Here is a 25,344-nt window from a genome sequence, read left to right as displayed (position 1 = left end):
TCACGACGATCGCGCGGCCACCAGGCCGTCGGGAAAGGTACGCACGTCGGTGAGCCCCGCCGCCTCCAGCAGGTGCCGCGCGTCGTCCACGGTGATCACGCGCCCATCGGTCGCGACCGCCCTGAAGCGTGAGAGGGCATCGCCCGCGTAACAGTTGCTCTGCAGGAGGATCCACCCACCGGCCTGCAGCAGGTGGTGTGCGGCCTCCACCTGCTCGCTCGTGGCGCAGTCAGCGGACATCCACACCAGATCGAAGGTCGCATCCGCCTCGGACCTCGACCCGGCCGCCGCACCGGACCCTGCTCCGGCCGCCGCCTGGCACGAGATGTCCGCCGCCACGAACCATCGACCGAGCGCACCCGCCCGCTCCGTCCCATGGCCGCCCACACACAGCACCGCCGAACCGCGCTTCTGCAGCCGCTCATCGAGGCCCTCAAGGTCGCGCAGGGCGGACCGGAGGCCGGTACACGCCGACAGAGCTGTCAGGTGATCTTCGACCATCGGCAGCACCTCGTCATCCATGACGAACAGATCACCGCTTCGCCGGACGGCCTTCACATCGACCAGGACATCGACCGTGGCCGACACCAGCTCGGGCGAAGCCGACAGGTGGCTTGTCAGGTCGGCCAGGTCAACCGGAGCGGACAACCGAGCCAGCATGCCGGACTCCAGTGCCGTTGTCAGGGCGGTCAGGGTCCACCGTGAACGGTCCAGTTCGTCCAGCTTCGCTTGGAATCGCTTCACTCTCTGCCTTCTCAGGTCGCGTTGGCTGATGGTGCACTGGCCAAGGTGCAACAGCATCGTTTCCTGCGGTCCTCCGCCGGCCAGCGCCGCCAGCGCGTCGCGGGCGTACCGCTCCCAGGGGCCGGTGTTCAGAAAACCCTCGAATCCGAACAGTTGCACGACCGCTTGGGTCAGCCAAACGGCACGATCGGCGACGTGTTGCTTGGTCGCAGAAACCAGCTCGTAGGCTTCGGACTCGTCGGAGGTGAATCCTCTGGCCATTCCCTGACGCAACATTGCCCGAGAGGTCTCGATCGCGACGCGCATCTCGCCGATGGTCTTCTGCACGTTGGCGAAATCCAGCACCACCTTCCCCCCGCGCCGGCGCTGACTCAGCTCTTCCAGACACGCTTCGAACGCGGAACGCATGACCCCGCTCATGGAAGCGGCCATCATCAACCGGCGCCTCCGGACATATGACATGATCTGGCTGAGCCCATCGTGATCCCATAGCAGTCGGTCGTGGCCGACGACGACGTCCATGGCCGCCAGACTGCCAAAGCCCGGTGAGTGCAGTCCCGTGCCGGCCAGCGGCGCGATCAGAAGTCCCGGGTCGGCGCGGTCCAGGACGAAGCCGACAAGATCGCCGGAATCCTCGTCCATCGCTGAGACGATGAAATAGTCGGCCAACTGTGCGCCGAGGACGATCGGTTTGCGGACGTGAAGCAGCCAGCCCTCGCCGGTCGGCTTCGCGCGGCACGCGGGGTCCAACTGATCGCGGCCCTCGCTGAACGCGACCGCGCCCAGCATGGCTCCCGAGACGCTCGGCTCGGCATAGCGTTCGATGAGTCCGGGCCTGCCGGCGGCGACGATCAACTGCGCGGCATTGACGGCGATGTCCAGGAATACCGTGAAACCCGGATCGCCGGACAGGAAGGAGATCTCCTCAAGTGCCAGTCCCCATGCTGAGGTCTCCCGCCCCTGACCCCCGATCGACCTGGGTAGCGAATAGCCGATCATCCCCAAACGGGCAGCCTCTTGAAAGACCGATCGATCGTGCGGAGTGCGCGTGCGGTCACGGCTTGCCACACCAGGAACGACGGCATCCCGAATGAAGGGGCCGTACTTTCGCCGGGCGTCCGCCGCTATCCACTCGGGGTCAAATGAAAGCGTCTCACGAATGCACACCGTGTCAGCCACCTGAAATCGCGGTGATGATATCGATCTCGTCTCTACTGTCGAGTGGATAATCCAGGAATAGTCCGCTGAGGACCTCTCCGTTCAGTGCCAACCTATGCTGGGTCCGCAGGTTGTTGCGCCTGTCGAACAGCACATCTGCCAGGGCAGGGTAGGCGGCCACCAGTTCATCCAACGCGGCTCGTATCGAGTCTCCACGCACGGTCACCGCTCGCTGGTAATCGACAAATCTGAGCATGGCTCCGGAAATTCTGATCGTGCTCATACTCCACCCCAAAAGCAAATGGAAGACAGTCGACGGCTTCAGATCCGGCGGCTCGGTCCCACGCCGGTGAACAATGAGCGGAGCCCGTCCGGCGTCAGCGCCGCCCTGTGACGACGGTAGCTCCGACGCGTCGGCGCCCGTTGTTCCACATCACGCGGTCGACCCGGGTCCAGGCCTCGGCCCGGGCCGACCGCGTGGTGGTCACGAGAGTCTGACCCGCGTTCCCTCCCAGACCTCGTCGTCCCAGATGTCCCCGTACAGCCAGTTGCCGCGTGCCTTCGGATCGCGACTGGTGTAGTACTCGCGATAGTCCTCCATCAACTCCTCGGACGAGAAGTTCCCTGAACCATCGCGATCGAGCATCTCGAACGCGATCTTCCGGTTCTCCTGGGGGGTGCCGAGCGCCTTCTGGAAGCCCTCGAACTCGTCGGCGGTGACCGTCCCGTCACCATCCCGGTCACAGAGGGCCCAGATCGCTTCGGCCAGCGGCTTGAACATGGCGTCGAACTTCGAGAGATCGTCCGCCATGGCGCCGATCACAGCGCGCCATTCAGCAGGGGTGATGTTACCGTCGCCCTCCTTGCCGAGGGCCCGGAGCACGTTGTCGAAAATCGCTTCAGCGACCTCGAACATCCTCAGAGCCTTCGGGGAGTGGAACGATTCGTTCTGATATGCCACGACCTTGGCCGCGTAGGCCACGACATCGGCCCGTTCGAACGTCCCGTCACCATTGACATCGAGATGCCCGAAACAGATGTCGATCTTGCGGCCGAGAATGTCGTCAATCTTGCCCGGCCGCTCCATGTGCGAGGCAGGGGATGAGCCCACACTCACTCCTTTCCGACTTGTCGGAATTGCCTCCCTGAATTCCGCATTCAGAGTCACTGGCAACTCTCCCCGGCGCAATTGATAGGTAAACATTGAACCGGGACAACTTTGGCTTCACTCAAACTCCTCGCTTCCAACTCGCGTTGTATCCCTGAAAATCGACACAATAGTTGACTTGACCTACAGTTCGGATAAACGCCCCGGGTTAAATGGAGGCGCTGATGTGCCCCGCCCTCCGTGGCATCATTTTGTTTGACTGTCGCGCCATCGAACTGTTCTCAGTAGGCGAAGATCACGTTGTGTGATGGCGAGATGGTCCAGTCGTTCTCGTGGGTTAGCAGGACCAGCGCCGCCTGGGTGATCTTCCCGATGTGCCAGGGGCCTCTACTTGATCGTTTTCGTGTCGCCGCTGACCACCTGGGGACAACCCCCCGGCTGCCACCGACTGCCCGTGGGCGTACACCAGCTGAACAACCACACCGACCGCAACGTCCAGGTCTTCAACGACCCGCTCTGCCAAGCACCGGGTCATGACCATCCGCCCCGGCCATGGCGCGCATGTCCCGCCCACAACGGGAAGCTTCAGCGCCTAGCGAGACACCAATCCAGGCCCTCCGTGGGGTTCGTGGGACCAGCCGCAGAATATCTCGGCGTCGTCACGGCCCCTCGGAGGGCATTGACGTAAGGCCTCTTAGCTGGTTGCGACCTGCGGACAAACGCCCGATCCAGCGTTATCGCGTCACAGGGCGCCTGACTCATCCCCGAGCGTCCGAACGGTTCGCCGTTCCACTCCTGCTGGCAGGCCTATTTCGTAGGTGACTACTTCTTGGTGAGGCGTGCTGATGCCCTGGTACCTGCCTCGCCGCCAGCGCACGGCGGCGGCCTGCTCGACTTCGGCCCTGAGGTCGAGGTGCTGGAGCCCGCCGAGGGACGGGTGGCCGTGGCCGACGGGGCCACGCCGTACGGCCACCGGCGATGTCGTCGCTACGTGATTGTCAACGAGGTTGTCATTTCAAGCCCCTGGAGTGGTACCCCCAAGCGCCACGAGAGTGTTGCCAAGCGACCTGAGAACGTCGGTGGCCTGCGACACGTGACGTCAGTGGCGGCGACACGAGAGCGTCAATGCGTCGCGACATGAAAACGCCAGCAAGTCGAGGTTCCCGCCGGCGTGCTCAGCAGTGGCTGACGGGTGAGGCTTACTTGCGTTCTGATGTCGTCGGTGGTGGTACAGCTTGGTGCCGTACCGGACTCGCTGGTAAGAATCGCGTCACACGATCCAACCCGATCGGCATCGCCGCAGGTCACAGTATGTGACGGTGCTGCTTGCCGAGGGCAGGTTTCGGTCTGGGCGTTCGGGGATGAGCCAGGGGCTCTGCACACGCTGGATTGGGCGTTTCCGCAGGGTCGCGTTGCTCACGAAGTGGCTCTGTCGAGCCCTCCGAGGGTCGTGGCCACGCCGAGTTGCGCTGCTGCTGGTTCCACGAACCCTGCGGAGGGCCTGGATTGGCGTCTGGCTAGCGCTGCGGGTAGGTCATGAGCGCCGCGGCGAGCGCGGGACCATCCCCGCGTGCGCGGGAAGCACTGATTTCTCCACCATCCGGGAGGATGATGCGGGGGGCCATCCCTACGGCATGGGTGGGCACAGCGGCTACGGTCAAGATCTGAAAGAAGAGGGGCCGGGCGCTTGCCGCGCGGCGATACGCGATGATCGCCTCGCCCATGAGCGCGGGAATGGGCCAAGGCATCTCCACGGGAGCCATGACCCCGCTCAGGATCGGAACGGGCGCCCGTACGTCTGTAAGTGCCCACTGATTCACGTGCAAGATCGCTGCGATGGGATCCATGTGCCCGGCCAGTCATCCGCATCGGCGGCGCCACGATCAGCGTCGTGATCAGTTCGGTGCGGCGCGTCGCCGGTCCCGAGGGATATTAACGCTACGTACAGCTATTGTTGCTCCTTGTACGCGCCTGTCTGGGGTGCGCCAGCGAAGGGCTCGCGATGTTCACAACCATCCTGATGATCGAGCAGCAGTTGACCGCGACGGATGTCGACTTCGTCACCACCCTGCATGATGACAGCGTCGTGTCGTTCGTCGTCCTGATGCGGCCACAAGGCTCTGAGGACCGGCTGCTGCGATCCATTGACGACGTCGCGCCCGGGGGGCCGGCCCCCGAGGATGGCGACTTCGAAGAGGAAGGGCGGGCCGCCGCGCTCGCCTTGGAACACTCTGTCGGCGGTCTGCGCGCGGCTGGCAGCGAGGCTGTTGGTCAACTGATGCACGGTCACCCGCTGGATCTTCTTCGCTCGGTGGTCGATGAGACGCATGCCGACGAGGTGATCGTTCTGGCCGCCCCCCATCTTGTCGAGAAGTTCTTCGAGCGGGACTGGGCAAGCCAGGCCCGCCATAAGGTGGGTGTGCCGGTGCTCAAGGTCTATGCCCACAACGACGAAGACGAGCCGGTCGTGGCGTGAGCTGCTCTTTCGCGGCGGTGGCGAAGAAGTTCCCGCAAGGGCCGGGCAAGCCGATCGCAGCGACTCACAATCGCTGCGGGCCGCCGAGACCGTCGCCGCCGGCTCGCGCGGATACGACGCGGCCAAGAAGGTGCAGGGCACCAAGCGGCACATCATCGTGGACACCCTGGGCCTGCTACTGGTCGTCATCGTCACCGCCGCCAGCGTCCAGGACCGCGACGGCGCCAAACGCGCACTGGCGCTTCTGCGCGACTGGTACGAGCGGATCACACTGATCTGGGCCGACAGCGCCTACGCCGGCAAGCTCGTGACCTGGGCCCAAAAGCACGTCCAGCTCACCCTGGAAATCGTCAAGCGCAGCGACGATGTCAGCGGCTTCGTGATCCTTCCGCGCAGGTGGGTAGTGGAGCGCACACTGTCGTGGATCTGTCAGCGCAGGCGGTGCGTGCGGGACTATGAGCGCTTATCCGACCATCACGAAGCCATGGAGGTTGGAGCTGAGGCCGCCAGACCCACGAGCAGGGAGACGATGCTTTGCAGAAGAGTGCAGGCGAGCAATCATGAAGCTTCCCGGTCAGCAGAAGAGATGACAACTCTTCGCGCCAGGCCGTGCAATCGGCTATCTCCGAGTCCACGATCAGCCCGCCGAAGTCCCAGACGAGCGCCCGAATCATCACGTCCAATCCCTACCGGTGGGCGGGGGGCCGTCCGCCTGCTGCGCGGGCTCCATCTCGACGGCGACGGTGATGTCGTACTCGCGGGCCGCGTCGAACAGCGTGTTCAGGACGAGGGTCAGGCGTTCGGGATGTGCGCTGCTGATCCGCCCCCACCAGGTCTTCGTGGCCGTCGAAGTCCAGGATCTGCTTGACCATCGCCACCTGCTGGTTCCACCGTTCCGGCTCCAGGTCAGGGTTGGACTGGGCCGTCACGAGTATCTCGTAGGTCTCCATGACGCTGTTGTACGCCGCGGCGCCGACAGGATCCGGTGACCGGGGCCGCCGCCTGCGTGCCGTTCTTCTCGAGCTGTGGTCAGCCGATGAGGCTGGTGGTGCGGCGGAAGGTGGCGGCAGCAGCCTCCAGACCCCCAGGGCCTTGCCCAGTCGGCAGTCTCGTTCTCGTCCATGTCGACCCAGTTCTGTTCGCCGAACTCGCGGGCGAACTCGCCGGCGTGCTCGGCGGTCTCGGCCAGCTTGTTCAGCACCGTCCCGACGCTCATCCCGCCGGTGGGGGTGGTGCGGAACCGGTAGAGCAGCAGCGGAAGGTCGGCGGCCGCAGTGGCCATGGCAGTGGCCTGCCGCTCGATCTCGCGGTTGATATTGCCCAGGTCAGCGAGCGGGCGATCGTGGATCAGCTCCACGGCCGGAACAAGCCCGGCGTTGATCGCCGACTCCAGGTAGTTGCGGGCGTCAGGCAGGGAGCCCTCGCGTTCCTCGTCGGTCAGCTCCTCCCACGTCGGTAGAAACGTGCAGTCGTGGGCGAACTGGGCCTCCCAGTACTAGTGGAACGATGAGCCGGGGTTGGCGTCACAGTATTTGACACTCTGCGCGATGATGCCTGTGACCTGCGTCGGGGAGTGTGTGACGCAGGAGTTCGAGCAGTTGATCTACAGGTGGGCGGCCAGATCTGATGGCAGTACCTGCGATGACGCCGGAACCACGGGCGAAGGCCTTGGAGAAGGCGGCCGAGGCTCGCACGGCGCGTAGCGCACTGCTGGCCGGGGTTAAGTCCGGTACGACCAGCGTGGCGGAGGTGTTCGGCCGTAGCGGTGAGGAACTGGTGAAGAAGACTCGGATGGCGCAAGTCCTTCGCGCGGTTCCTGGTTACGGGCCGGCCAGGGTCGCGGCGCTGATGGCCGTGTCGGGGGTGGCTGAGAAGCACCAGGTTGGCGGACTGACCGAGCAACAGCGGGAGCGTCTGCTGCGGGCGCTGGCCGGCTGATCGCCGAAGATCAGCCGAGCTTGTGCTTTATCTGCGTGGGTGAGGCCCACTCGTCGGTGCCGGTTCAGCGGGTGTGGTCGGCCCGGCGCCACCATGCGATGGTCATGAGCGTTCCGGCCGTGGCGGTGGCCAGCACGAGCGCGATGCCCAGTGTCCCGGGCGGGTCTTGGTCGGGGCCGGCGATTCCGGCGTACAGGCCGGGCACCGAGTAGGGGAAGTAGGCGCCGAAGCCGAGGGCGGCGATGACCTGGGCGCTGAACAGCATGACGAACATGGCGGCCACGGCGGCCAGGTAGCCGCGGCCGATGCTGGCGGCCAGCGCGAGCGGGGTGGTGAGCAGGGCGGTCAGGGTGGCGGCGATGACGATCCGAAGGACGCCCTGCGCGGCGGTTTCCGCCGACCAGCCGGGCAGGGCGAGCAGGACGCCGATGCCCATGCCGAGCACGGCGACCTGAAGGGCCAGCAGCAGCGCCCAGCCGGCGGCGAGGGCGAATTTGGCGGCCACGATGGTGGTGCGGGAGGTGGGCAGGGCGAGCAGATCCTTGGCGGTGTGGTCGCTGAATTCGCGGCCGAACAGCCAAATGGCGATCATGCCGTAGATCAGCATGCCGCCGACGGCGACGGCCTGGGCGAGCAGGGCAAGGTAGCCGGGCCAGTCGGCGCTGGCGCCGGACAGTTGCGCTTTGTCGCCGAGCAGGCCGAGCGCCCGGGCACGGGCGGGGTCGGCGAGGATGAACATGAACAGCCCGCACACCACGGCGACGATGGTGAAGGCGAGCGCGGTGAGAGCGGGCAGGCGGCTGCGCCGTGCCTTCAGCAGTTCGGCCCAGAGCGCGTCACGCATCGCCGACTCCGATGGGTTGTCCGATGATGCGCAGGAAGTAGGTTTCCAGGTCTTCCTCCTCGATGAGGAGCTTGGTGGGCGGCACGCCGGCCTGCACCAGAACGGTGGCCACCTCTTCGGGCCGGGCAAGGGCGCGCTCGTCGATGAGGTGCAGCCCACCGTCGGGGGCCGGGCGGGGCTGGTAGCCATGCTCGTGTAGCACCCGTTCGGCGGCGGCGTCGTGGCGAGTGATCAGGTTGAGGCGGCGGCGACGCTGCTGTTCCAGGCCGTTGGTGTCGTGTTCGCCGAGTAGGCGGCCGTGGTGGATGATGCCGATGCGGGTGGCCAGGCGGGCGACCTCGGTCAGCAGGTGGCTGGACAGCAGCACGGTGGTGCCGTGCTGGTGGGCCAGGCCGGCGAGCAGGGTGCGGATCTCCACGACGCCGGCGGGGTCCAGGCCGTTGACGGGCTCGTCCAGGATGAGCAGGTCGGGGGTGTGGATGAGGGCTTTGGCCAGGGCCAGGCGTTGCAGGTTGCCCATGGACAGGGTGCGGGCGCGGCGGTCGGCGTACGGGGTGAGGGCCAGGCGTTCGATGACCTCGTCGGTGCCTCCGGGCAGGCGGCGCAGCCGGCGTAGGAGGTGCAGGTTCTCCCGGACGGTCAGTTCGGGGTAGGCGACGGGTGCCTCGACCAGGTAGCCGACCCTGGCCCAGGCCGAGCGCTCGCCGGCCGTCACGGCGGCGCCCAGCACGCTCACCGACCCGGCGGTGGGGGCGATCATGCCGAGCAGCATGCGGATCAGCGTGGTCTTGCCGGCGCCGTTGAGGCCGAGCAGGGCGTAGATCTGCCCCTGCTCGACGTGCAGGCTGACGTCGTCGACCGCGGTGACGTCGCGGTAGCGCTTGACGACCCCGTCGACCTCGATGACCCGCATCGCTTCACCGTGCCCGCTTTTGTGTGCCCGATTTGACGCTTCTTGGTGGCTTGCCGGCAGGTGTGCCGGAGCCTGGCCGGCGACTGCTGTCGCCGACCGGCTGGGGGTGCCGCGCTAGGCGGTCACGTGCCCGTCAGCGGTGTGGTGGTCGGTGAGGAGGAAGGCACGTATCTGGGCGGCGATAGCGGGATAGTCGGGGGCGAACCAGATCATGTGGCTGTCGGCGTGGCTTTCCACCAGTTCGGCCTGTGGGAGCGCTGCGGTCAGGGATTGGGCGTGGGCGAAGGGCACGGAGCGGTCGTTGCGGGTGGCGATGATCATGGTGGGCTGGCTGATGTGGGCGGTGCAGTCGGTCACCGGGAGCATGTCGGCGACGAAGCCGCGGCCTGAGCGCATCGAGGTGTACAGGTGGGTGAGCGTGCCGCGGTCGGCGGCGCTCAACTGCGCCAGCACTTGGCGAACGGGCAGCAGGGACAGGTCGCGGGTGAGCAGCCGCAGGGCCGACGCCGGTGCGAAGCGGATCGCCGTGCGCACAAGTGCCCCAGATCCCGGCACAGGCGCGCGATAGTGTCGGTGAAGTCCGCCACGGTGCCAGCCCCAGTCGTCGGCCCGGTTAAGGGGGTGCGCCCGTAGCCGGGGCGCGAGGGAATGAGCACCCGCAATCCCGCATCGGTGAAGACGTGCTCGCCCAAGGCCAGTTGCGCCCGCATGTGGCCGCCGTGGAAGAGCAGGACCGTGCCGGGGCCGTCGCCGTGCATCCGGTACTCCACCGTCTGTGCCCCTGCCTGGGCCAGGGTCAGGTCCTGCTCTCCCATGGGGGTGAGCCGACGGGCACGCCGGTCCGTTCGCGGCGCAGTGGCGTCTGTGATCTCGTCTGCACGGTGCTGTCGCGGGATACCGCTCATCTGCGTCTCCGGGGTCGTCGAATCGGACCTTTGCCGACCAGACTTCCCGGCGCACCACGTTCACCGTACAACGGCTTCACCCGTCGAGGGGACACATTTCCCTCCCCGCTCGGCCCCCGTCGGTTCACACGGTCCCGCGTTCTGCGGCATGACCAGTCTCCGACCGTATGAGGGTCCCGGTGCTGCGATCGTCGTTCCCCCTGGACCAGAACAACGTCAAGGAGCACAATATGTTTACGAACCCGTTCCGTTAATAAATAGGAGGCCGGAATCGTGGAAGCAGAGACTGATGTCCTGGTGGTGGGGGCGGGCCCGGTCGGCCTCGCCCTGGCGTGCGCGCTGCTGCAGCACGGTGTCACGGTCCGCGTGATCGACAAAGCCGCCGGCCCGGCGACAACGTCGAGGGCGAACTTCGTGCACGCCCGCGGCTCGGAAGTGCTGGATCGCCTGGACGCGCTCGGCAACCTCCCCGAGGAGTCGGTACGGGCGATGACGATCACCACCTACGCCGGTGACCGTCCGATGATGCGGATCCGGTTCGGTGACCCGGGCCTGGGCACCGCCGCCCCGCCGATGGTGATCTCCCAGGCGCGTGTCGAGGCGCACCTGCGCGAGCGGCTGGCCGAGCTGGGCGGCCGGCCGGAATGGGGCGCGGCGCTGGCCGGATTCCAGCAGGACTCGGACGGGGTCACCGCGGTGCTGGGCGACGGCCGTACCGTCCGGGCGGGCTGGCTGGCGGGCTGCGACGGGACCGGCAGCGCGGTGCGCAAGCTGGCCGGCATCGGCTTTCCCGGCGTCAAGGTCAGCGAACGGTTCCTGCTGGTCGACGGTCGCCTCGACCCCGGCTCAGGCTCTGGCCTGGACCGTTCGGGCACCAGCGGCTGGACGCACGCCGACGGCGTGCTCGGCGCGATGCCGATGCCGGGCGAGCAGTGGCGACTGCTCGCCTACGACGCCGCCTTCTCGGCCGACAAGCCGAGTGAGGAGGAGATCGCCGAGCGCGTGCGGCAGATCCTGCCCGAGCGCACCGGTCTGCCCGGCATCCGCTTGCACGACGTCACCTGGGCGTCGCTGTTCAGCGTGCACCGCCGCCTGGCCGACGCCTATCGCGACGGGCGCGTCCTGCTGGCCGGCGACGCCGCTCACGTGCACGCGCCGTTCGGCGGGCAGGGCATGCTCACCGGGCTCGGCGATGCCGAGAACCTCGCCTGGAAGCTCGCCCTGGTCGTTCACGGCGTCGCCGACGGCGCGGCCGCGGAGCGTCTGCTCGACACCTACCAGGCCGAACGCCGCCCGCTGGCCACCGCCGTGCTGCGCGGCAGCACCGCCGCCACCAAGGTCAACATCGCGGGCAGCCCGCTCGGCCGGTTCTTGCGCGACCAGGTGCTGGTGCGGGTGTTCAACCAGGCGTGGATCCAGCGTTGGACCACCTACACCACCTCGCAGCTGTGGGTGAGCTACCGGCGCGGCCCGCTCGGCCGGCCACGCGTCGGGCTGTTCGGAGGGCGCGGCCGCAAGCCCCGCCCCGGCGACCGCATCGGCGACCTGGTCTGCCGGCGCCCTGACGGCAGGCGCACCCGGTTGCACGCCGAGCTGCGCGGCAGGTGGGCCGTGCTCGGCGACGGCATCGAGTGCGACGCCGCCTTCGAGGCGGCCCGGCAGCGGCTCGGCGACCGGGTGGCCAGGCTCCACACCGACGGCACCGCCGCCGCTCCCACCGACGGCACCGCCGCCAGTCCCGCCGCCGGTCCCGCCTTGCTCGTGCGCCCGGACGCGCACCTGGCCTGCAAGGGCGGCCCCGCCGACCTGACCCGCTGGCTGGCTCGCTGGCTGGACGGAGCTCTCGCGTGACGGCGACTCGGGGACGCGGGCGCCCGCGCGACCCGCAGACCGACACCGCGATCTTGAATGCCGCGCTGGAGTTGTTCGTCGAGCGCGGCGTCGAGGGCATCAGCATCGAACAGGTCGCCAAACGGGCCGGGGTGGGCAAGCCGACCGTCTACCGCCGCTGGAGCACCAAGGAGGACCTGATCGCCCAGGCCGTCGAACAGTGGGTCGCCGCAGAGGTGACCCCCTCGGCCGCCGACGTCTACGCCTTGCCGCTGCGCGACATCGTCGAACGCGTCCTGCCCGCGGCGGCCGAGACCGCCGCGAGCCCCGCCTTCCGCGCGCTGGTCGCCCGCATCATGGGCTCGGCCGTGAGCCATCCTTCGCTGATGGCCGTCTACTGGAGGCACTACATCGTGCCCCGCCGCAAGCTGGCCGCCGCGATGCTTCAGCGCGCCCAGCAGGATGGCACGCTGGCCCCGGACACCGACCTGGACGTGCTGATCGACATGATGGCCGGCGCGGTCACCTACCGCGTGCTGCAGCCCGACCCGCCGGACGCCGCCGAGATGCTGCGCTACCTCACCGCCGTCTACCGCCAGGCCGGCCTCTACCCACCCGCTCACGACGGGTCGTGACCTCCGGGGGTTCATCATGCGGACCCGAGGGGGTCTCATCACAGTTCGCCACGTTGATGACCGGCGCACGCCCACGGTGTCTGATCTTGACGCTTGTTGATAGGTTCTCTACAGGTGCGCCGGGAAGTCTGGTCGGCAGTCTTATCGCCGACCGTAAATGGGGCCCGCCGTGCGCGCTCGTGACCTGCTCACCGCCTTCCCGACCGTCACCGCCGACACCCCGGTGATCGAGGCCGCCCGGCTGCTGGCCGGCCAGGACCTGCCCGGCCTGATCGTCGTCGACGAGCGCGGGCTGCCGGTCAGCATCCTGCCCGGCACCCAAGTGCTGCGCCTGGCCGTGCCCGGCTACTGCCTGGACGACCCGGCGCTGGCCCGGGTGGTGGACGAGGCGCACGCGGACGCGTTCGCCTCCTCGCTGGCCGGCCGGACGGTCCGCCAGGCGCTACCACCCGAGCGGTCACCCGGGCGGCGCGAGCTGCCGGTCACCGATCCGGACGCCACCGTGCTGGAGATCGCCGCGTTGATGGCGCGCACGCACAGCCCGCTGGTCGCGGTCGTGGACCAGGGGCGGCTGCTGGGCGCGGTCACCCTGCAGGCGCTGCTGGACCGGGTGCTGGCCGCATGACGGTGCTGGCCTGGCTGTCGGTCGCGGTGTTCCTGGGCGCGTATGCGCTGATCGCCTCCGAGAAGATCCATCGGGTGGCGGCCGCGCTCGGCGGTGCCGGGATCATGCTGGCCATCCACGCGACCGACGCCGGAGCGGCGTTCTTCTCCGAGACCAGCGGCGTCGACTGGAACGTCGTCTTCCTGCTGCTGGGCATGATGGTGATCGTCGGGGTGCTGAAGCAGACCGGCGTGTTCGAGTTTCTGGCCATCTGGGCGGCCAAACGGGCCCGGGGCCGGCCGTACCGGCTGATGGTGCTGCTGGTGGTGATCACCGCGTCGGCGTCGGCGCTGCTGGACAACGTCACCACGGTGCTGCTGATCGCGCCGGTCACGTTCCTGGTGTGTGAGCGGCTGGCGCTGCCGGTGGTGCCGTTCCTGATCGCCGAGGCGATGGCGTCCAACATCGGTGGCGCGGCCACGCTGGTGGGCGACCCGCCCAACATCATCATCGCCAGCCGGGGCGGGTTGAGCTTCAACGACTTCCTGCTCCACATGGCGCCGATGGTCGTCGTGTTGATGGTCGTGTTCGTCGGGTTGTGCTGGCTGCTGTTCCGCAGGTCGTTCGTCTACGATCCCGTCCGCGCCGAGGAGATCATGGCGCTGGATGAGCGGGAGGCGATCGCGGATCGCAGGTTGCTGTGGCAGAGCCTGGCGGTGCTGGCGCTGGTGCTGGCGGCCTTTGTGGCGCATCCGGTGTTGCACTATGAGCCTTCGGTGGTGGCGATCCTTGGGGCGGGGGTGCTGGTGGCGGCCACCAAGGTGACCACCGAGCAGGCCATCGCCGAGGTCGAGTGGCCCACCCTGGTGTTCTTCATGGGCTTGTTCGTCATGGTCGGGGCGCTGGTGCAGACCGGCGTGATCGGCCAGGTCTCCCGGCTGGCCGTGGAGGCCACCTCGGGGCAGCTCGGGCTGGCCACGATGGGGCTGCTGTGGGCCTCGGCCGGGATGTCGGCGATCGTGGACAACATCCCTTACGTGGCCACGATGAGCCCCATCGTCGCCGACGTGGTCCAGGCCAACGGCGGCGACGGGCCCGGGCAGGTGCTGTGGTGGGCGCTGGCCTTCGGCGCCGACCTGGGCGGCAACGCCACCGCCGTCGGCGCCGCCGCCAACGTCGTCGTGATCGGCATCGCCGCTCGCAACGGGCACCCGATCAGTTTCTGGCAGTTCACCAAGTACGGCCTGATCGTCACGGTCGTCACCGTGGCGCTGGTGACGCCGTACCTGTGGCTGCGCTACCTGGCCTGACCTGAACCACTGGAGCGTAAGGCAGCCGATGAGTGCGACCGGCCCCGGCCGGCGGAGGGCCTGCCTCCGGCGGCCCATGACGAAGGAGAGGCCCCGTGATGGGCTCGCTGCTGCTCGCGTTCGCGGGCATGCTGTTACTAGCCGTGCTGCTGTCCAGCCTGGCCCACCGCACGATCTTGTCGACGGCGGCGCTGTTCCTCATTGCCGGGTTCGTGCTCGGCGACGGCGCGCTCGGCGTGGTGTCGCTGGCGCCCGGCGACGAGCTGGTGGGCACGCTGGCGGAGCTGGCGCTGTTCGCGGTGCTGTTCACCGATGGGATGCGGGTGGGCTGGGCGGAGCTGCGCAGCGCGTGGCGGCTGCCGGGCCGGGCGCTCGGCTGGGGGCTGCCGCTCACTCTGGCCATCACCGCGGTGGACGCGCACTACCTGGTCGGTCTGGGCTGGATCGAGTCGCTGCTGATCGGCGCGATCCTGGCGCCGACCGACCCGGTGTTCGCCGCGGCGCTGGTCGGCAATGAGAAGGTGCCGCCCCGGCTGCGCCGGCTGCTCAACGTCGAGTCCGGCGTCAACGACGGGCTCGCGCTGCCGTTCGTCATGGTCTTCCTCGCCATCGCCGCCGGGTCGCAGGACCTGCATCTGGGTGAGCTGGGGCTGGAGCTGGGCCTGGGCGTCCTGATCGGGGTGGTGGTGCCGTGGGCGGCGATCAAACTGGAGCAGACGCGCTGGTTTTCCGCCTCCACCCCGTACGAGCCGCTCAACGCGCTGGCGATCGGCCTGCTGGTGCTGGCCCTGGGCAAGGCCACGCACGGCAACCTGTTCCTGGCCGCGTTCGCCGCCGGCATCACGGTGGCCACCTTCGGCGAGCGGCAACGCGAATCGTTCGAGCATTTCGGCGAGCTGCTCGCCGAGCTGTTCAAGCTGGCCGCGCTGCTGGTGTTCGGCGCGCTGATCACCCCGGCGCTGCTCGGATCGGTCGGCTGGACCGGCTGGCTGTTCGCGATCTTGGCGCTGGTGCTGGCCCGCCCGGCGGCGATCTGGTTGTCGTTCCTGGGCTCGGGGCTGTCGGTGCGTGAGCAGGCGGCGGTCGCCTGGTTCGGGCCGAAGGGTTTCGCCTCGGTGGTTTACGCGCTGATCGTGCTCAGCTCCGGCATCGCCGCCGCCCAGCAGGTCTTCCAGCTGGTCGCGGTCACCATCGTGGCCTCGATCCTGCTGCATTCCTCGACCGACATCGTGGTGGCGCGTGGCTTCGACGACGAGCGCGACGTCCCGGCCTGGTTCGGCAAAGGCCGCCGGCTCCGGTGGCGTCTGCCCGAGGACGGGCAGAGCTGAGCGGAGCTTCTTGCGGGTGCGGCTGCCGCCGGGTGAGATGCCGCGCAAAAAGGGTGATGGCAGCCGTACGGCCGGCGCGCCCAGTCAGATGGACAGGAGCAGCAGCAGGGCGTAGGCCATCACCAGGATGGCCGATTGCGGGCGGCCCAGTGGTGTGCCGGGGGCGAGCAGGAGCCAGGTGGTGCCGCTGACGGCCACCATGGCGATGATGAGGGTCGGCGCGAGGGTGGGCGCTTGAGGCGTGGTGAGGGCGGCGATGGCGCCGCCGGCCAGGCTGGTGATCAGATTGGCGCCGAGCATCGTCGCGATGACCAGGTCACCGCCGCCGTGCCGCTGAGCCCGGAGCGTGAAGAGCAGGTCGGGAAGCGCGAGGCCGAACGCCACCAGCGTGAATCCGGCCAGGTCCGCTGAGGTGCCCGTCCGCGCGCCAAGCCCGGAGGCGCCCATCACGAGGAGCTGGGCGCCCGTCAGCACTCCGGCCAGGCCGAGCAGCGTTCGTGTCACCTCGCGCCCCGGACGCTGTGGCGCCTCCTGTGGCGCGTCCGGCCGCAGGTAGCGGGTGGACTGGATCGCCACCTCGTCGCCCGGGGCCGAGCGGGCCAGGTGGTGCAGCAGCGCCAGCGCGCCGGCCAGAGCCGCGGCCAGGGTGACGCTCGCGCCCAGGCCCAGCCCGTGCAGAAGAAGGATCGCCAGCACCGTAACCGCCGCCAGGGACAGCAGCGCCTCACGCTGCAGCAGCCGGGAACGGACCGCCAGCCCCCCGGCCACGATCTCAGCTATCAGCAGCAGCATCCGCAGCCTCCCGGCAAGCTCACCTCGGCCGGCGACGGCCCCGCCGACCTGCGCAACACCCTGCCGCGACGTCCACCAGCCATAACAGTGCGATATCTATCATGCGCACTGCGTCATGGCCGGGCTCGGCGGTCAGCTGTGTCCACCTGCTGGTCAAGTGCTGGCGAAACCGGGGCGGGCTACCCGGGGCCGAGGGCTGATGTGTAGCGACCTCTTCTCCCACCACCGTGTCCGGGCGCGTGCGGGCGGCGACGCGAGGCCAGGTGGCCGCGCGCGACAGGTGCGACCGCGGTCATCGGTGAGCGTCGGTGTCGCGCGCCGCCGGAGAAGGGGCGCTCGTGCGGCGGCCGCCGGCGGGGCGGCGGAGCAGGTGCACGGCCAAGGCCGCGGTCCAGCAGAACCCGGCGAGCAGGGACAGGTGTTCGAGCAGGCCCGCGGGGGCCGGTCGCCAGATGCCTTGGGTGTCCAGGCGGTAGGCGATGCCGGCGGCGAAGGCGAAGACGATGACGAGCGAGCCCGCCGAGCACGAAGTTGATCGTCTGCAGCCAGCCGCGTTCGCCGGTGCCGAGCTGGCTGGCGCCGTGGTGCCACAGGCTGTAGCCGGGCCGGGTGGCGCCGTCGGCCCACAGCAGCACCGGCACCAGGACGCCGGCGGCGATGCCTCCGGAGAGCAGCACCGGCAGGGTGCGAGATGACATCGGGAAAGTCCTCCTGTTTCTCCGCGACAGATCGTCGCGGGCCGACCAGACTTCCCGGCTCTCCCACAGCACCCCCCGGCCGGGGCGTATCCTGATACAGCAACTTTAGCTCATACTGAAACAACTGCAATAGGAGGAGGATCCGGCGTGACCGAGCAGGAGCCGTTGCTGGAATGGGTGGAGCGGGTCGCCATGTATCTGGCCCGCGACGGGGTGCCGCCGATCGCCGGGCGGGTGCTGGGCTGGCTGATGGTGTGCGATCCGCCGGAGCAGTCGGCCGGGCAGATCAGCGCGGCGATCGGCGCCAGCCGCGCCTCGCTGACCTCCAACCTGCGACTGCTGACCGGCATGGGGTTTCTGACCTGGCGCACCCGGCCGGGCGAGCGGACGCTCTACTACCGGATGGCCGACGACGCCTGGGCGGTGGTGGCCCGCCAGCAGATCGCCGGCATCACCTCCTTCCTCGACATCACCCGCGACGGCCTGGACCTGGTCGGCCCGGACGACGGGAGGGCCGCGCGCATCCGCCAGGCGCACGCCACCTTCGAATGGATGGCAGGCGTGTTCAAGGGCGCGCCGCCCCTGCACCCCGCCGATCCCGGCTCCGCCAACGCAGGCGCCGCCGGCGCTCTTGACGGTGAGGAGACACCGTGACCGGAATGGCAATCGTGGTCGGCGGCGGCATCGGCGGACTGGCCGCTGCTTTAGCTCTGCACCGGATCGGCTGGCAGGCCGTCGTACTGGAGCGGGCGGCCGAACTCGGCGAGATCGGCGCCGGCATGTCCCAGGCCCCGAACGCCATGCGCGCGCTGGCCGAGCTCGGCGTGGGTGAGCAGGCGCGCGCGGCCGGGGTGCCCACCTACTCCGCCGGCAATCTGCGGCTGCCGGACGGCCGCTACCTGCAGCGCGCCCGCCCCGGTGACCCTACGCCCCTGCTCGCCTTTCACCGCGCGGATCTGCACCGGGTGCTGCTGGAGGCGGTGCCCGCCGGATGGGTGCGCACCGGGGCGGAGGTCACCGGCATCCAGTACGACGCCGGCGCGGTGACGGTCACGTGGAGCGGCGGCGAGGTCGGCGCCGACCTGCTGATCGGCGCCGACGGCATCCGCAGCACGGTGCGCCGGCTGCTGTGGCCGGACGCGCCGCCGCCGCGGTTCCTGGGCCGCACCGCCTGGCTGGGCATCGCCGACGTCGGCACCGGCGCCTCTGCGGACGCCAACGGGCTGTCCGGCAGCGTCACCATGGGCTCCGGCGGCTACTTCCTGATTCATCCGATCAGCCGCGGCCGTGCCTACTGGGCCTACGTCACCACCGCCGACCAGGCCGACGTCCGCTACCCGAAGGAGAAGAGCGAGGCAGCCCGCCGCCTCACCTCCTGGCACGAGCCGATCCCGGCCCTGATCGCGGCCACCCCGGAGCAGGCGGTGATCCACATCGACATCTGCGACCTGGACCCGCTGCCTGCCTACGTCCACGGCCGGGCTGTGTTGCTCGGCGACGCCGCACACGCGATGAGTCCCGATCGCGGTCAGGGCGCTGGGCAATCTCTCGAAGACGCCGTCGTGCTCGCCGCCGCCCTCGCCGATGAGTCCACCGCCGAGCCCGCCGGTGCGGTCATGGTCGAGGCCGCGCTGCGCCGCTACGACGCCGAGCGCCGCCCACGCACCCAGGCCACCGCCCGCGGCGCCCGCGCCGACGGCCACCGCACCACCTCCACCGCCGCCCACCGGGCGCTGGTGACCATGATCCGGCTGATGCCCGCCCCGCTGTGGCGCAAAGGCATCGCCGCTGACGGCAACGCCACCTGGCGATGGCAGCCGCCGCACCTGCCATCGCCGTGATCGGGCTGGGCCGGTTCGGCACCTCGCTCGCGCGGGAGCTCACCCGGCATGGCATCGAGATGCCGGCCATCGACGCGCCCCGAAGCTCGGGCCGGGGCTGGTGATTCGAATGTCCGGTGAACGCCCGGTTCGTGCCCTGGCTTGGCTGTCCCCAGCGATGAAGCCTGAAGGAACGGCAGCATCAGCGGCTCACCCGTTCTGGAGGAGACATGCGCTTGCGAACCACCACCTCGCTCCTGCTCGCGGCTGCGGTCGCGGTCGGCTTCACCACCTCAGCGACGACGTCGGCAACTGCGGCCGTAGCAGCCGCCTGCGACAACGCGGCGTGGAAGCCCTACTGGACAGTCGGCCCTGGGCCCACCGGCACGGTGAACGGCGAAGTCAGGCGGCAGGGCGCCACGTGCGGCAATGTGAGTGTCGTGGCCGTCGTCTACAAAGAATCCGGATGGTGGGACGACGTCGTCGCCTCCCACGAGCGGACCTTCGCAGTCGGCACCCTGAGAGCTCGAGGCACCTGTCCCGGGGACAACTACTACTACACACAGATCCGGATCAACGGCGTGACCATGGCGGAGTCGGATCAGGTCCGACTCGCGTGCTGATCGAGCCGTTCCCCATCCCGCAGAGCAGCGGGTTCAGACGGCTCAGCCCTTGATGAAGCGGCGGGTCATGTACCGGCGCACCGGCGGCAGTGCGGCCAGGCGCAGCGGCAGCTGGGTCAGCCACAGCAGCAGCGGGTTGGCGGGGGCGTAGACGCCTTTGACCCGGCGGCCGAGTCTCTGCTTCGCCTCCACCTCCGGCCGTAGCGCCCTCTCCCAGGCGGCCAGGGCGGCGCCGATGTCGCCGTCGTGGCGTTCCAGTTCGGTGCCGAGCCGGTCAGCGCCACCGACGGCGAGCGCGGAGCCGTAGCCGGCGAACAGGGTGACGCACCAGGCGGCGTCGCCGAGCAGCACCACACGGCCGTGGCTCCAGGTGGGGGCCACGACCTGGCTGATGGTGTCGAAATAGACCGAGTCGGTCCTCGCCATGCCCGCCAGAACCTCGGGAATGACCCACCGAGGTCACCGTACACCTGGGGCAGCACCGTGGCGGGGTCGTCGCCCTGGTCGTCGTGGCGGGCGCCGCGTGCGGTGCGGTAGCCGAAGAAGGCGACGTTGCGGCCGTCGCCGGCGCTGATGACCGCGACCGTGCGGCCACGGGAGGACAGGGTGCCGGTGGTGCCGGGCGCGATGGAGGCGGGGCTCTTGTCGAGCATGTAGACGGCGACCCTGTGTTCCAGGTCGAGCAGGTAGTCCTCCTCGGGGCCGAAGACCAGGGCGCGGGTGGCCGAGTGCAGGCCGTCGGCGCCGATCAGCAGGTCGGCGTGCTCCACGGTGCCGTCGCTGAGGGTGGCGTGCACGGCGCGGGTGTCCTGGTCGACGGCGGTGACGGTGGTGGCGAAGCGGATCTCGGCGCTGTCGCGCACGTGCTCGTACAGGACGGTCTCGATGTCGCCGCGCAGGATGTTCATCGAGCGGGGGCCCATGGTCGCGGCGATGACCTCGCCGGTGAGGGTGAAGCGCCGCTGGCCGCCTGGCTTGTGATAAACGAGTTCTTCGGTGGTGAAGGCCCGCTGCTGGAGGTCGGGCAGGATGCCCATGCGTTCGGCGGCGTCGTAGCCGATGCCGCCGAAGCTGACGCCGTAGCCGCCGCTGCGGCGCTTGGGGGCGCGTTCGATGATGAGGCTGTCCCAGCCGATCTGGGACAGCCGCAGGGCGGCGGCCAGGCCGGCGATGCCGGCTCCGATGATGATGGCGCGCATATGAAGGTTCCTTGCTGAAGCTGGTTGAGGGTTAGAGCTGGTCGAGGACGCGCTGTTCGGCGGCGGGGTCGAGCCAGGTGCCGGGTGAGGGGGCGTCCGGGCGCGGGGCGGGGTCGCCTTCGGCCTGCAGCCAGGCCCAGGTGTCGGCGAGTGTGTCGCGCAGCGGCCGGGTGGTCAGCCCGGCGGCGAAGGCGGCATGCACGTCGGCGTCGTTCATGCCGGTCGGTGCCGGGTCGTGCGGGAAGCGCAGCCCGAACTCCATGCCCAGCCACACGCCTTCGCGGCGCAGCAGGTCCTCGCTCGCCCACACCAACTCGGCGTCGAAGCCGGTCACCTCCAGCGTCGTCGTCAAGAGTTGCCCGATCGTGGCCGCGCCGGGGCGGCCGGTCACCGTGTAGGCGCCGCCGAGCCGGCGTTCGGCGCACCGCAGCATCCAGGCCGCCATATCCCGGACGTCGATGTACTGCACCACCGCATCGGCCGGGCCAGGAGCCAGCACCCGGCCGCCTTTCTCCAGGCGGCGCAGCCACCACGGGACGCGGCCGACGTCCTCATACGGTCCCAGGATCATCCCTGCCCTGGCCAGCAGCGCCCGCTCGCCGAAAGACGCGACGACGGCCAGCTCACCACCGCGCTTGGCGGCGGCATAATCGGCGCTGTCATCGCTGTCGGAGTCGCCATCGACGAGCGGCGCGCTCTCGTCCGCGCCCGCCGGCCACGGCCAGCGGTGCACGCCGCGGCTGGAGACGTAGCCATAGTGGCCGGTCCGGCCGGCCAGCAGGCGGGCGCTGTCGCGTACGACGCGTGGGGCCCAGGCCCAGGTGTCGATGACGGCGTCCCATTCCTGACCGGCGAGCGCTGCGGTGAGCGCCGGGGTGTCGGTGCGGTCGGCGACGAGCGCCCGGACGCCGGGGGCGGGTGAGCGGCTGAGGCCACGATTGAGCGTGCTCACCTCATCCCCGCGCGCCAGCGCGGCCTCGACGATGGCGCGGCCCACGTGGTGAGTGCCGCCGAGAACGAGCAGTTTCATGACGCTCCAGGAGTCAAGGGGAGCCAGAGGGCTGACGGGTGGGAGAGGTCGTGGAAGATCTCGTGCTCGGATGCGCGCAGCTCGCGCCCGGTGGCCGACGGTTGGCCGGTGCCCGGGTTGCGGCCGTAACGGGGGTGGGCGCCGCTGGAGATCTGCAGCCGGAGCCGGTGGCCGCGGACGAAGCGATGGGCCAGCGGCCACAGCTCGATGTCGACGGCCCGTATGCCGCCGGGCCCGTTCAGCCTGACGATGCCATCGCACACGTTGAGCGAGCGGCCACGCGGGCTCACCTCACACAGACGGGCGAAGTAGTCGACGTCCGGGAGGGATGATCGGGCGTGCAGGCGGACCCGTACCGGGCCGATAACCTCGACGTCCTCGGCCAGGGGCGCGGTGGTGAAGGTGAGCACGTCCGCTCGTGCCTCAATGGCGCGGTTGTCCTTCGGGCCCGCGGACCTGCTCACCGCCGTCCCGCCCACCGTGGGGGTCGGGTCGCCGGGGTCGTAGCGGTAGCGGCTGGGGCTCGCCCCAGGCGCGGGGTCGTCGCGGCTCAGCCGGCCGCCCGGGTGCAGATACCAGCTGGTGGGCTGGTGGGCGGGCGGCCAGCCGGGCAGGTCCCGCCAACGGTTGGCGCCGGTGACGTACACCCGCACCCCGGTAGGTGCCGCATGGCCGTTCATGGCCGCGTCCAGGGCGGCCAGCGCGTCCTGCAGGCCCTCCCGGGTGTACAGGCCGCGGCCGTGTCCCCACGGCCCGACCAACAGCCGCACCTCGCGCCCGGCGGCCAGCAGGCGCGCGTGGTCGGCCAGCATGCCGGGCAGGAAGAAGTCGTACCAGCCGCCCTGCAGGTGCACCCGGGGCGGCATCCGCTCGGTGTTGGCGCGGTGGTCCATGCGCGCCCAGTACGCCTGGCCACGGCCGTTGCTGATCCACTCCTGAAACCAGCTCACCCGGTGCCCGGTGAGTGCCCGATCGGCCTGCTCCAGCGGAAGGGTGAGGGTGGCGCGGCGCAGCCTGCGGCCGGCGGTGAAGGTGGCCAGCAACTGCCGGGGCACGGAGAAGTTCCCGCTGAACATGGTGTCCACGAGCTGGACCCAGCCCAGCGCGTTGCCCAGCGCGAACGCGCCGCCCGGGTACATGAAGTGCTCGGCGAAGGCCGACGGCGCGTCCTGGATCAGCGCGATCTTCCACTCCGGGACGTGCCGCGCGGCCAGCTCCCACTGCACGAGGCCGAGGTAGCTGGCTCCCCAGGTGGCCAGCACGCCGCCGAACCACGGCTGGGCGCGCAGCCAGGTCAGGGTGCCGTCGGCGTCGGCGGGGTCGATGGTGAAGCCGTCGAAGCGGCCACCGGAGCCGGCCGTGCCGCGCAGGCTCTGATACAGCACCTGGTAGCCGCGCTCGGCCAGCAGCCTCGGCAACTGATCGAGCGCGTTGCCCCGGCCGTAGGGGCTGCGCAGCAGCACCAGCGGCGGCCGGTCCACATCGGCCGGGTAGTGGCGGATGGCCAGCAGAGGCGCCCCGTCGGCGGCCGGGATCACGATGTCGCGCTGCACCCGCACCGGGTGCCGGATGGCGGGACGCACGCCGAACAGGCGGCTGAGCAAGGTCATCAGGGGTCATCTCCTCGTCGGCACGTGAGAACTCACGTCGCCGACCAGGCTTCCCGGCACACCATCGAATCTCCGGAACGGAGCCGATGTCAGCAATATAGCGAATCTTCAGAAGTTTCTGAACACTTCTGAGGTTCGCTATCCTGATCGCCTAGGAGGTGGCGGGTGAACGACAGAGACGAGCAGTGGCAGGCGGCCGAACGGCTGGCCCTGACCCTGACCGAAGGCGGCTTGCAGCGCATGGCCGCCCGGACGCTGGCGGTGTTCCTGTTCACCGACGCCGAGACCGTCACCATGGGCGAGATCGCCGACCGGCTCGGCGTCAGCGCCGGCTCGGTCTCCGGCTCGGTCAAGTCCCTGCTGTCGGTCGGCCTGATCGAACGCCTGCCCGCACCCGGCAGCCGCCGCGAGCACTACCGGCTCCGCGACGACGCCTGGGCCACCCTGTTCACCAGCCAGAACACCGTCACCCAGCTCATGCTCGCCGCCGCCGAGACCGGCATCGCCACCACCACGGCCAGCGATCCCGCGCATCGACGGCTGACGCAGATGCGCGACTTCTACCAGTTCATGCTCAAGGAGATCCCCACCTTGCTGCACCGCTGGCAGCAGCATCAGGCCACCCAATCCAGATGACCTTTCCTGCGAAGACCGAAGCTGGGGCTCGCTCCGCGAAGGCCCGCCGTTTCACTTCAGGAAATGGCTCTTCCGTGAAGTAATCTGGCGGCACGCCGTCTCCCGCCTCCAGCCCAGCGTCCGTGTCCGCCGGACAGGATCGCGCCGAAATCACTTCACGAAAGGTGGTCGGGCTTCCCGAGCGGCTCGGTCCGGCCGTGCGCGGGGTCCGCTCGGCGGAAGCCACCGCCAAGATCTCCCGGCATTTGGAGCGCTTCAGTGCCTGGATCACCGACGGCCTCGGGCACGATCGGCTCTCGGCCGTCACCTCTGCCATCCGCTTGGCGACAGAACGGGAGAGTCTACCTGTCCAAACCGCCATGTACCTGGTTCGGACCATCTGAGTCTGTCGAGAACGAACGTCGAAGATCAGCCCGCGGCCGGTACAGGTCGATCGAGGACCGTGGTGATGGCGGTGAGGATGTCGGCGGGTTCGGTGCGGCTGCTGTAGTCGGGATGGACGTCGATCCAGGCGATGACGCCGTCGGCGTCGGTGAGGACGACCGTGGGTATGGGCATGGTTGCGGTGCCGTCGGCGTTTGCGGCAGCCACGTCGATGCCCATGGTCAGCTGTGTGGCGCGGGCGTCATGGCTGGGTGCGGTGATGACCCCCAGTTGCCGTGCGATCTGGTTGCCGCGGTCGGACAGCACGGTGAAGGTCAGGTCGTTGACCTGGCGCATTGACAGTGATCGGTCGGGTTCTTGCGGGCTGATCGCGATCAGGGGGATGTTCAGGGCGGTCAGGTGTGGCACGAGTTGCTGCTGGTAGGTGCGGAGTGCCAGGTTGCAGTAGGGGCACCAGTCGCCGCGGTAGAAGATGACGACGGCGGCCCGGCCGGCGCGCGTCTGCTCCAGCGTGGTCGCTCTGCCGTGGACGTCCAGTAGGTCACCGTCGGGCATGGCAGAGCCCGGGCGGAGGACTGCGCTGGGCACACCGGCCGCGTCCAGGTCGGCCTGTTCGGCGGTCAGGGCGGCGCGTACATCCGGCGGGATCTTGTTTGCGTGCTCGGCGATGAAGGTGGCACGTCGCTCGGCATACGTCTGATCTGTCGTGTTCACATGGTTTCCTTCGGTAATCGTGCATGGCTGCCGGGCGCGGGCGTC

Annotated in this window: 27 protein-coding genes and 1 pseudogene; 14 read left to right on the top strand and 14 right to left on the bottom strand. The window is 69.2% G+C overall.

What is annotated here, in order from left to right:
- The 3 genes from ACFPZ3_RS25660 to ACFPZ3_RS25650 form a co-directional block, all read right to left on the bottom strand.
- Nucleotides 1-1,923 carry an acyl-CoA dehydrogenase family protein gene (locus ACFPZ3_RS25660; RefSeq protein WP_379516774.1) on the bottom strand — a complete coding sequence of 641 codons (1,923 nt, stop codon included), beginning with the start codon at nucleotides 1,921-1,923 and terminating at the stop codon, nucleotides 1-3.
- Entirely contained in the window at nucleotides 1,916-2,185 is a 270-nt protein-coding gene (locus ACFPZ3_RS25655; protein ID WP_379516773.1) for a MoaD/ThiS family protein, read from the bottom strand. Before ACFPZ3_RS25655 ends, ACFPZ3_RS25660 begins: the two co-directional genes overlap by 8 nt.
- A gap of 201 nt (nucleotides 2,186-2,386) precedes the next feature.
- Nucleotides 2,387-3,013, bottom strand: a complete 627-nt coding sequence (locus ACFPZ3_RS25650; protein WP_379516772.1) for an EF-hand domain-containing protein — start codon at nucleotides 3,011-3,013, stop codon at nucleotides 2,387-2,389.
- 1,999 nt (nucleotides 3,014-5,012) lie between these two features.
- Between ACFPZ3_RS25650 and ACFPZ3_RS25645 the strand changes: the two genes are divergently transcribed.
- Nucleotides 5,013-5,486, top strand: a complete 474-nt coding sequence (locus ACFPZ3_RS25645) for a hypothetical protein (RefSeq protein ID WP_379516771.1) — start codon at nucleotides 5,013-5,015, stop codon at nucleotides 5,484-5,486.
- On the top strand, nucleotides 5,449-6,354 hold the full coding sequence (locus ACFPZ3_RS25640; RefSeq protein WP_379516770.1) for a transposase: 906 nt from the start codon (nucleotides 5,449-5,451) through the stop codon (nucleotides 6,352-6,354). Before ACFPZ3_RS25645 ends, ACFPZ3_RS25640 begins: the two co-directional genes overlap by 38 nt.
- 57 nt (nucleotides 6,355-6,411) lie before the next feature.
- Here the strand turns inward: ACFPZ3_RS25640 and ACFPZ3_RS25635 are convergent, their stop codons facing one another.
- Nucleotides 6,412-6,843, bottom strand: a complete 432-nt coding sequence (locus ACFPZ3_RS25635) for a hypothetical protein (protein ID WP_379516769.1) — start codon at nucleotides 6,841-6,843, stop codon at nucleotides 6,412-6,414.
- A 284-nt stretch (nucleotides 6,844-7,127) separates the two neighbouring features.
- On the opposite strand from ACFPZ3_RS25635, the gene mihF reads away from it, so the two are divergent.
- Nucleotides 7,128-7,424, top strand: a complete 297-nt coding sequence (mihF, locus tag ACFPZ3_RS25630; RefSeq protein ID WP_379516768.1) for an integration host factor, actinobacterial type — start codon at nucleotides 7,128-7,130, stop codon at nucleotides 7,422-7,424.
- 64 nt (nucleotides 7,425-7,488) lie between these two features.
- Here the strand turns inward: mihF and ACFPZ3_RS25625 are convergent, their stop codons facing one another.
- The 3 genes from ACFPZ3_RS25625 to ACFPZ3_RS25615 all read right to left on the bottom strand — a co-directional run bounded on the left by ACFPZ3_RS25625 (nucleotide 7,489) and on the right by ACFPZ3_RS25615 (nucleotide 9,715).
- Nucleotides 7,489-8,268, bottom strand: a complete 780-nt coding sequence (locus ACFPZ3_RS25625) for an ABC transporter permease (protein ID WP_379516767.1) — start codon at nucleotides 8,266-8,268, stop codon at nucleotides 7,489-7,491.
- A complete protein-coding gene (locus tag ACFPZ3_RS25620) occupies nucleotides 8,261-9,181 on the bottom strand; it encodes an ABC transporter ATP-binding protein (RefSeq protein ID WP_379516766.1) in 921 nt (306 codons plus the stop codon). Before ACFPZ3_RS25620 ends, ACFPZ3_RS25625 begins: the two co-directional genes overlap by 8 nt.
- A gap of 114 nt (nucleotides 9,182-9,295) precedes the next feature.
- Nucleotides 9,296-9,715, bottom strand: a complete 420-nt coding sequence (locus tag ACFPZ3_RS25615) for an alpha/beta fold hydrolase (RefSeq protein WP_379516765.1) — start codon at nucleotides 9,713-9,715, stop codon at nucleotides 9,296-9,298.
- Between the two features lie 644 nt (nucleotides 9,716-10,359).
- On the opposite strand from ACFPZ3_RS25615, the gene ACFPZ3_RS25610 reads away from it, so the two are divergent.
- The 5 genes from ACFPZ3_RS25610 (at nucleotide 10,360) to ACFPZ3_RS25590 (ending at nucleotide 15,793) form a co-directional block, all read left to right on the top strand.
- A complete protein-coding gene (locus ACFPZ3_RS25610) occupies nucleotides 10,360-11,937 on the top strand; it encodes an FAD-dependent oxidoreductase (protein ID WP_379516764.1) in 1,578 nt (525 codons plus the stop codon).
- Entirely contained in the window at nucleotides 11,934-12,551 is a 618-nt protein-coding gene (locus ACFPZ3_RS25605; RefSeq protein WP_379516763.1) for a TetR/AcrR family transcriptional regulator, read from the top strand. The genes ACFPZ3_RS25610 and ACFPZ3_RS25605 overlap by 4 nt, the downstream gene beginning before the upstream one ends.
- A 169-nt stretch (nucleotides 12,552-12,720) precedes the next feature.
- Complete coding sequence (locus ACFPZ3_RS25600) at nucleotides 12,721-13,176, top strand: CBS domain-containing protein (RefSeq protein WP_379516762.1); 456 nt, start codon at nucleotides 12,721-12,723, stop codon at nucleotides 13,174-13,176.
- The gene (locus ACFPZ3_RS25595; RefSeq protein ID WP_379516761.1) at nucleotides 13,173-14,465 is read left to right on the top strand and encodes an ArsB/NhaD family transporter; all 1,293 of its coding nucleotides are present in this window, start codon (nucleotides 13,173-13,175) and stop codon (nucleotides 14,463-14,465) included. Before ACFPZ3_RS25600 ends, ACFPZ3_RS25595 begins: the two co-directional genes overlap by 4 nt.
- Nucleotides 14,466-14,563: 98 nt before the next feature.
- Nucleotides 14,564-15,793 carry a cation:proton antiporter gene (locus ACFPZ3_RS25590; RefSeq protein WP_379516805.1) on the top strand — a complete coding sequence of 410 codons (1,230 nt, stop codon included), beginning with the start codon at nucleotides 14,564-14,566 and terminating at the stop codon, nucleotides 15,791-15,793.
- An 84-nt stretch (nucleotides 15,794-15,877) separates the two neighbouring features.
- Here ACFPZ3_RS25590 and ACFPZ3_RS25585 read toward each other — a convergent pair whose 3' ends face one another.
- Nucleotides 15,878-16,585, bottom strand: coding sequence for a hypothetical protein (locus ACFPZ3_RS25585; protein ID WP_379516760.1), 708 nt, complete (start codon nucleotides 16,583-16,585; stop codon nucleotides 15,878-15,880).
- A 179-nt stretch (nucleotides 16,586-16,764) separates the two neighbouring features.
- The gene (locus ACFPZ3_RS25580) at nucleotides 16,765-17,283 is read right to left on the bottom strand and encodes a DUF998 domain-containing protein (RefSeq protein WP_379516759.1); all 519 of its coding nucleotides are present in this window, start codon (nucleotides 17,281-17,283) and stop codon (nucleotides 16,765-16,767) included.
- A 147-nt stretch (nucleotides 17,284-17,430) separates the two neighbouring features.
- On the opposite strand from ACFPZ3_RS25580, the gene ACFPZ3_RS25575 reads away from it, so the two are divergent.
- The 4 genes from ACFPZ3_RS25575 (at nucleotide 17,431) to ACFPZ3_RS25560 (ending at nucleotide 19,726) form a co-directional block, all read left to right on the top strand.
- The gene (locus ACFPZ3_RS25575) at nucleotides 17,431-17,937 is read left to right on the top strand and encodes a GbsR/MarR family transcriptional regulator (protein WP_379516758.1); all 507 of its coding nucleotides are present in this window, start codon (nucleotides 17,431-17,433) and stop codon (nucleotides 17,935-17,937) included.
- Nucleotides 17,938-17,942: 5 nt separating this feature from the next.
- The gene (locus ACFPZ3_RS25570; RefSeq protein WP_379516804.1) at nucleotides 17,943-19,124 is read left to right on the top strand and encodes an FAD-dependent monooxygenase; all 1,182 of its coding nucleotides are present in this window, start codon (nucleotides 17,943-17,945) and stop codon (nucleotides 19,122-19,124) included.
- Nucleotides 19,094-19,228, top strand: a complete 135-nt coding sequence (locus ACFPZ3_RS25565; RefSeq protein ID WP_379516757.1) for a hypothetical protein — start codon at nucleotides 19,094-19,096, stop codon at nucleotides 19,226-19,228. Before ACFPZ3_RS25570 ends, ACFPZ3_RS25565 begins: the two co-directional genes overlap by 31 nt.
- A 105-nt stretch (nucleotides 19,229-19,333) precedes the next feature.
- Nucleotides 19,334-19,726, top strand: a complete 393-nt coding sequence (locus ACFPZ3_RS25560; protein ID WP_379516756.1) for a hypothetical protein — start codon at nucleotides 19,334-19,336, stop codon at nucleotides 19,724-19,726.
- A gap of 42 nt (nucleotides 19,727-19,768) precedes the next feature.
- On the opposite strand, the gene ACFPZ3_RS25555 is transcribed toward ACFPZ3_RS25560, so the two are convergent.
- The 4 genes and pseudogenes from ACFPZ3_RS25555 to ACFPZ3_RS25540 form a co-directional block, all read right to left on the bottom strand.
- A complete protein-coding gene (locus ACFPZ3_RS25555) occupies nucleotides 19,769-20,152 on the bottom strand; it encodes an FAD-dependent monooxygenase (RefSeq protein WP_379516755.1) in 384 nt (127 codons plus the stop codon).
- Nucleotides 20,153-20,496: 344 nt separating this feature from the next.
- Nucleotides 20,497-20,925, bottom strand: a pseudogene (locus ACFPZ3_RS25550) (FAD-dependent oxidoreductase); the annotation flags it as partial.
- Nucleotides 20,926-20,956: 31 nt separating this feature from the next.
- Complete coding sequence (locus ACFPZ3_RS25545; RefSeq protein ID WP_379516754.1) at nucleotides 20,957-21,955, bottom strand: NAD-dependent epimerase/dehydratase family protein; 999 nt, start codon at nucleotides 21,953-21,955, stop codon at nucleotides 20,957-20,959.
- Nucleotides 21,952-23,565: a CocE/NonD family hydrolase gene (locus ACFPZ3_RS25540; RefSeq protein ID WP_379516753.1), complete on the bottom strand. Its 1,614-nt coding sequence runs from the start codon at nucleotides 23,563-23,565 to the stop codon at nucleotides 21,952-21,954. The genes ACFPZ3_RS25545 and ACFPZ3_RS25540 overlap by 4 nt, the downstream gene beginning before the upstream one ends.
- A 165-nt stretch (nucleotides 23,566-23,730) precedes the next feature.
- On the opposite strand from ACFPZ3_RS25540, the gene ACFPZ3_RS25535 reads away from it, so the two are divergent.
- Both ACFPZ3_RS25535 and ACFPZ3_RS25530 read left to right on the top strand, forming a co-directional pair.
- Nucleotides 23,731-24,201, top strand: coding sequence for a GbsR/MarR family transcriptional regulator (locus tag ACFPZ3_RS25535; protein ID WP_379516752.1), 471 nt, complete (start codon nucleotides 23,731-23,733; stop codon nucleotides 24,199-24,201).
- A 122-nt stretch (nucleotides 24,202-24,323) separates the two neighbouring features.
- Nucleotides 24,324-24,584 (top strand): hypothetical protein, encoded by a 261-nt coding sequence (locus ACFPZ3_RS25530; protein ID WP_379516751.1) that lies wholly within the window; start codon nucleotides 24,324-24,326, stop codon nucleotides 24,582-24,584.
- 25 nt (nucleotides 24,585-24,609) lie between these two features.
- Here ACFPZ3_RS25530 and ACFPZ3_RS25525 read toward each other — a convergent pair whose 3' ends face one another.
- Entirely contained in the window at nucleotides 24,610-25,299 is a 690-nt protein-coding gene (locus ACFPZ3_RS25525) for a peroxiredoxin-like family protein (protein ID WP_379516750.1), read from the bottom strand.
- Nucleotides 25,300-25,344: the final 45 nt, after the last annotated feature.

The organism is Nonomuraea insulae (genome assembly GCF_042656245.1).
This window is presented reverse-complemented; position numbering and strand designations above follow the sequence as displayed.

What these genes read in the sequence shown, in the direction of transcription:
- ACFPZ3_RS25565 (WP_379516757.1), top strand. Translation starts at nt 19,094, where the DNA reads ATGGCAGCCGCCGCACCTGCCATCGCCGTGATCGGGCTGGGCCGGTTC.
- ACFPZ3_RS25590 (WP_379516805.1), top strand. Translation starts at nt 14,564, where the DNA reads ATGGGCTCGCTGCTGCTCGCGTTCGCGGGCATGCTGTTACTAGCCGTG.
- ACFPZ3_RS25545 (WP_379516754.1), bottom strand. Translation starts at nt 21,955, where the DNA reads ATGAAACTGCTCGTTCTCGGCGGCACTCACCACGTGGGCCGCGCCATC.
- ACFPZ3_RS25655 (WP_379516773.1), bottom strand. Translation starts at nt 2,185, where the DNA reads ATGAGCACGATCAGAATTTCCGGAGCCATGCTCAGATTTGTCGATTAC.
- ACFPZ3_RS25625 (WP_379516767.1), bottom strand. Translation starts at nt 8,268, where the DNA reads ATGCGTGACGCGCTCTGGGCCGAACTGCTGAAGGCACGGCGCAGCCGC.
- ACFPZ3_RS25595 (WP_379516761.1), top strand. Translation starts at nt 13,173, where the DNA reads ATGACGGTGCTGGCCTGGCTGTCGGTCGCGGTGTTCCTGGGCGCGTAT.
- ACFPZ3_RS25620 (WP_379516766.1), bottom strand. Translation starts at nt 9,181, where the DNA reads ATGCGGGTCATCGAGGTCGACGGGGTCGTCAAGCGCTACCGCGACGTC.
- ACFPZ3_RS25585 (WP_379516760.1), bottom strand. Translation starts at nt 16,585, where the DNA reads ATGCTGCTGCTGATAGCTGAGATCGTGGCCGGGGGGCTGGCGGTCCGT.
- mihF (WP_379516768.1), top strand. Translation starts at nt 7,128, where the DNA reads ATGACGCCGGAACCACGGGCGAAGGCCTTGGAGAAGGCGGCCGAGGCT.
- ACFPZ3_RS25555 (WP_379516755.1), bottom strand. Translation starts at nt 20,152, where the DNA reads ATGGCGAGGACCGACTCGGTCTATTTCGACACCATCAGCCAGGTCGTG.
- ACFPZ3_RS25640 (WP_379516770.1), top strand. Translation starts at nt 5,449, where the DNA reads ATGCCCACAACGACGAAGACGAGCCGGTCGTGGCGTGAGCTGCTCTTT.
- ACFPZ3_RS25645 (WP_379516771.1), top strand. Translation starts at nt 5,013, where the DNA reads ATGTTCACAACCATCCTGATGATCGAGCAGCAGTTGACCGCGACGGAT.
- ACFPZ3_RS25540 (WP_379516753.1), bottom strand. Translation starts at nt 23,565, where the DNA reads ATGACCTTGCTCAGCCGCCTGTTCGGCGTGCGTCCCGCCATCCGGCAC.
- ACFPZ3_RS25560 (WP_379516756.1), top strand. Translation starts at nt 19,334, where the DNA reads ATGCGCTTGCGAACCACCACCTCGCTCCTGCTCGCGGCTGCGGTCGCG.
- ACFPZ3_RS25570 (WP_379516804.1), top strand. Translation starts at nt 17,943, where the DNA reads ATGGCAATCGTGGTCGGCGGCGGCATCGGCGGACTGGCCGCTGCTTTA.
- ACFPZ3_RS25580 (WP_379516759.1), bottom strand. Translation starts at nt 17,283, where the DNA reads ATGTCATCTCGCACCCTGCCGGTGCTGCTCTCCGGAGGCATCGCCGCC.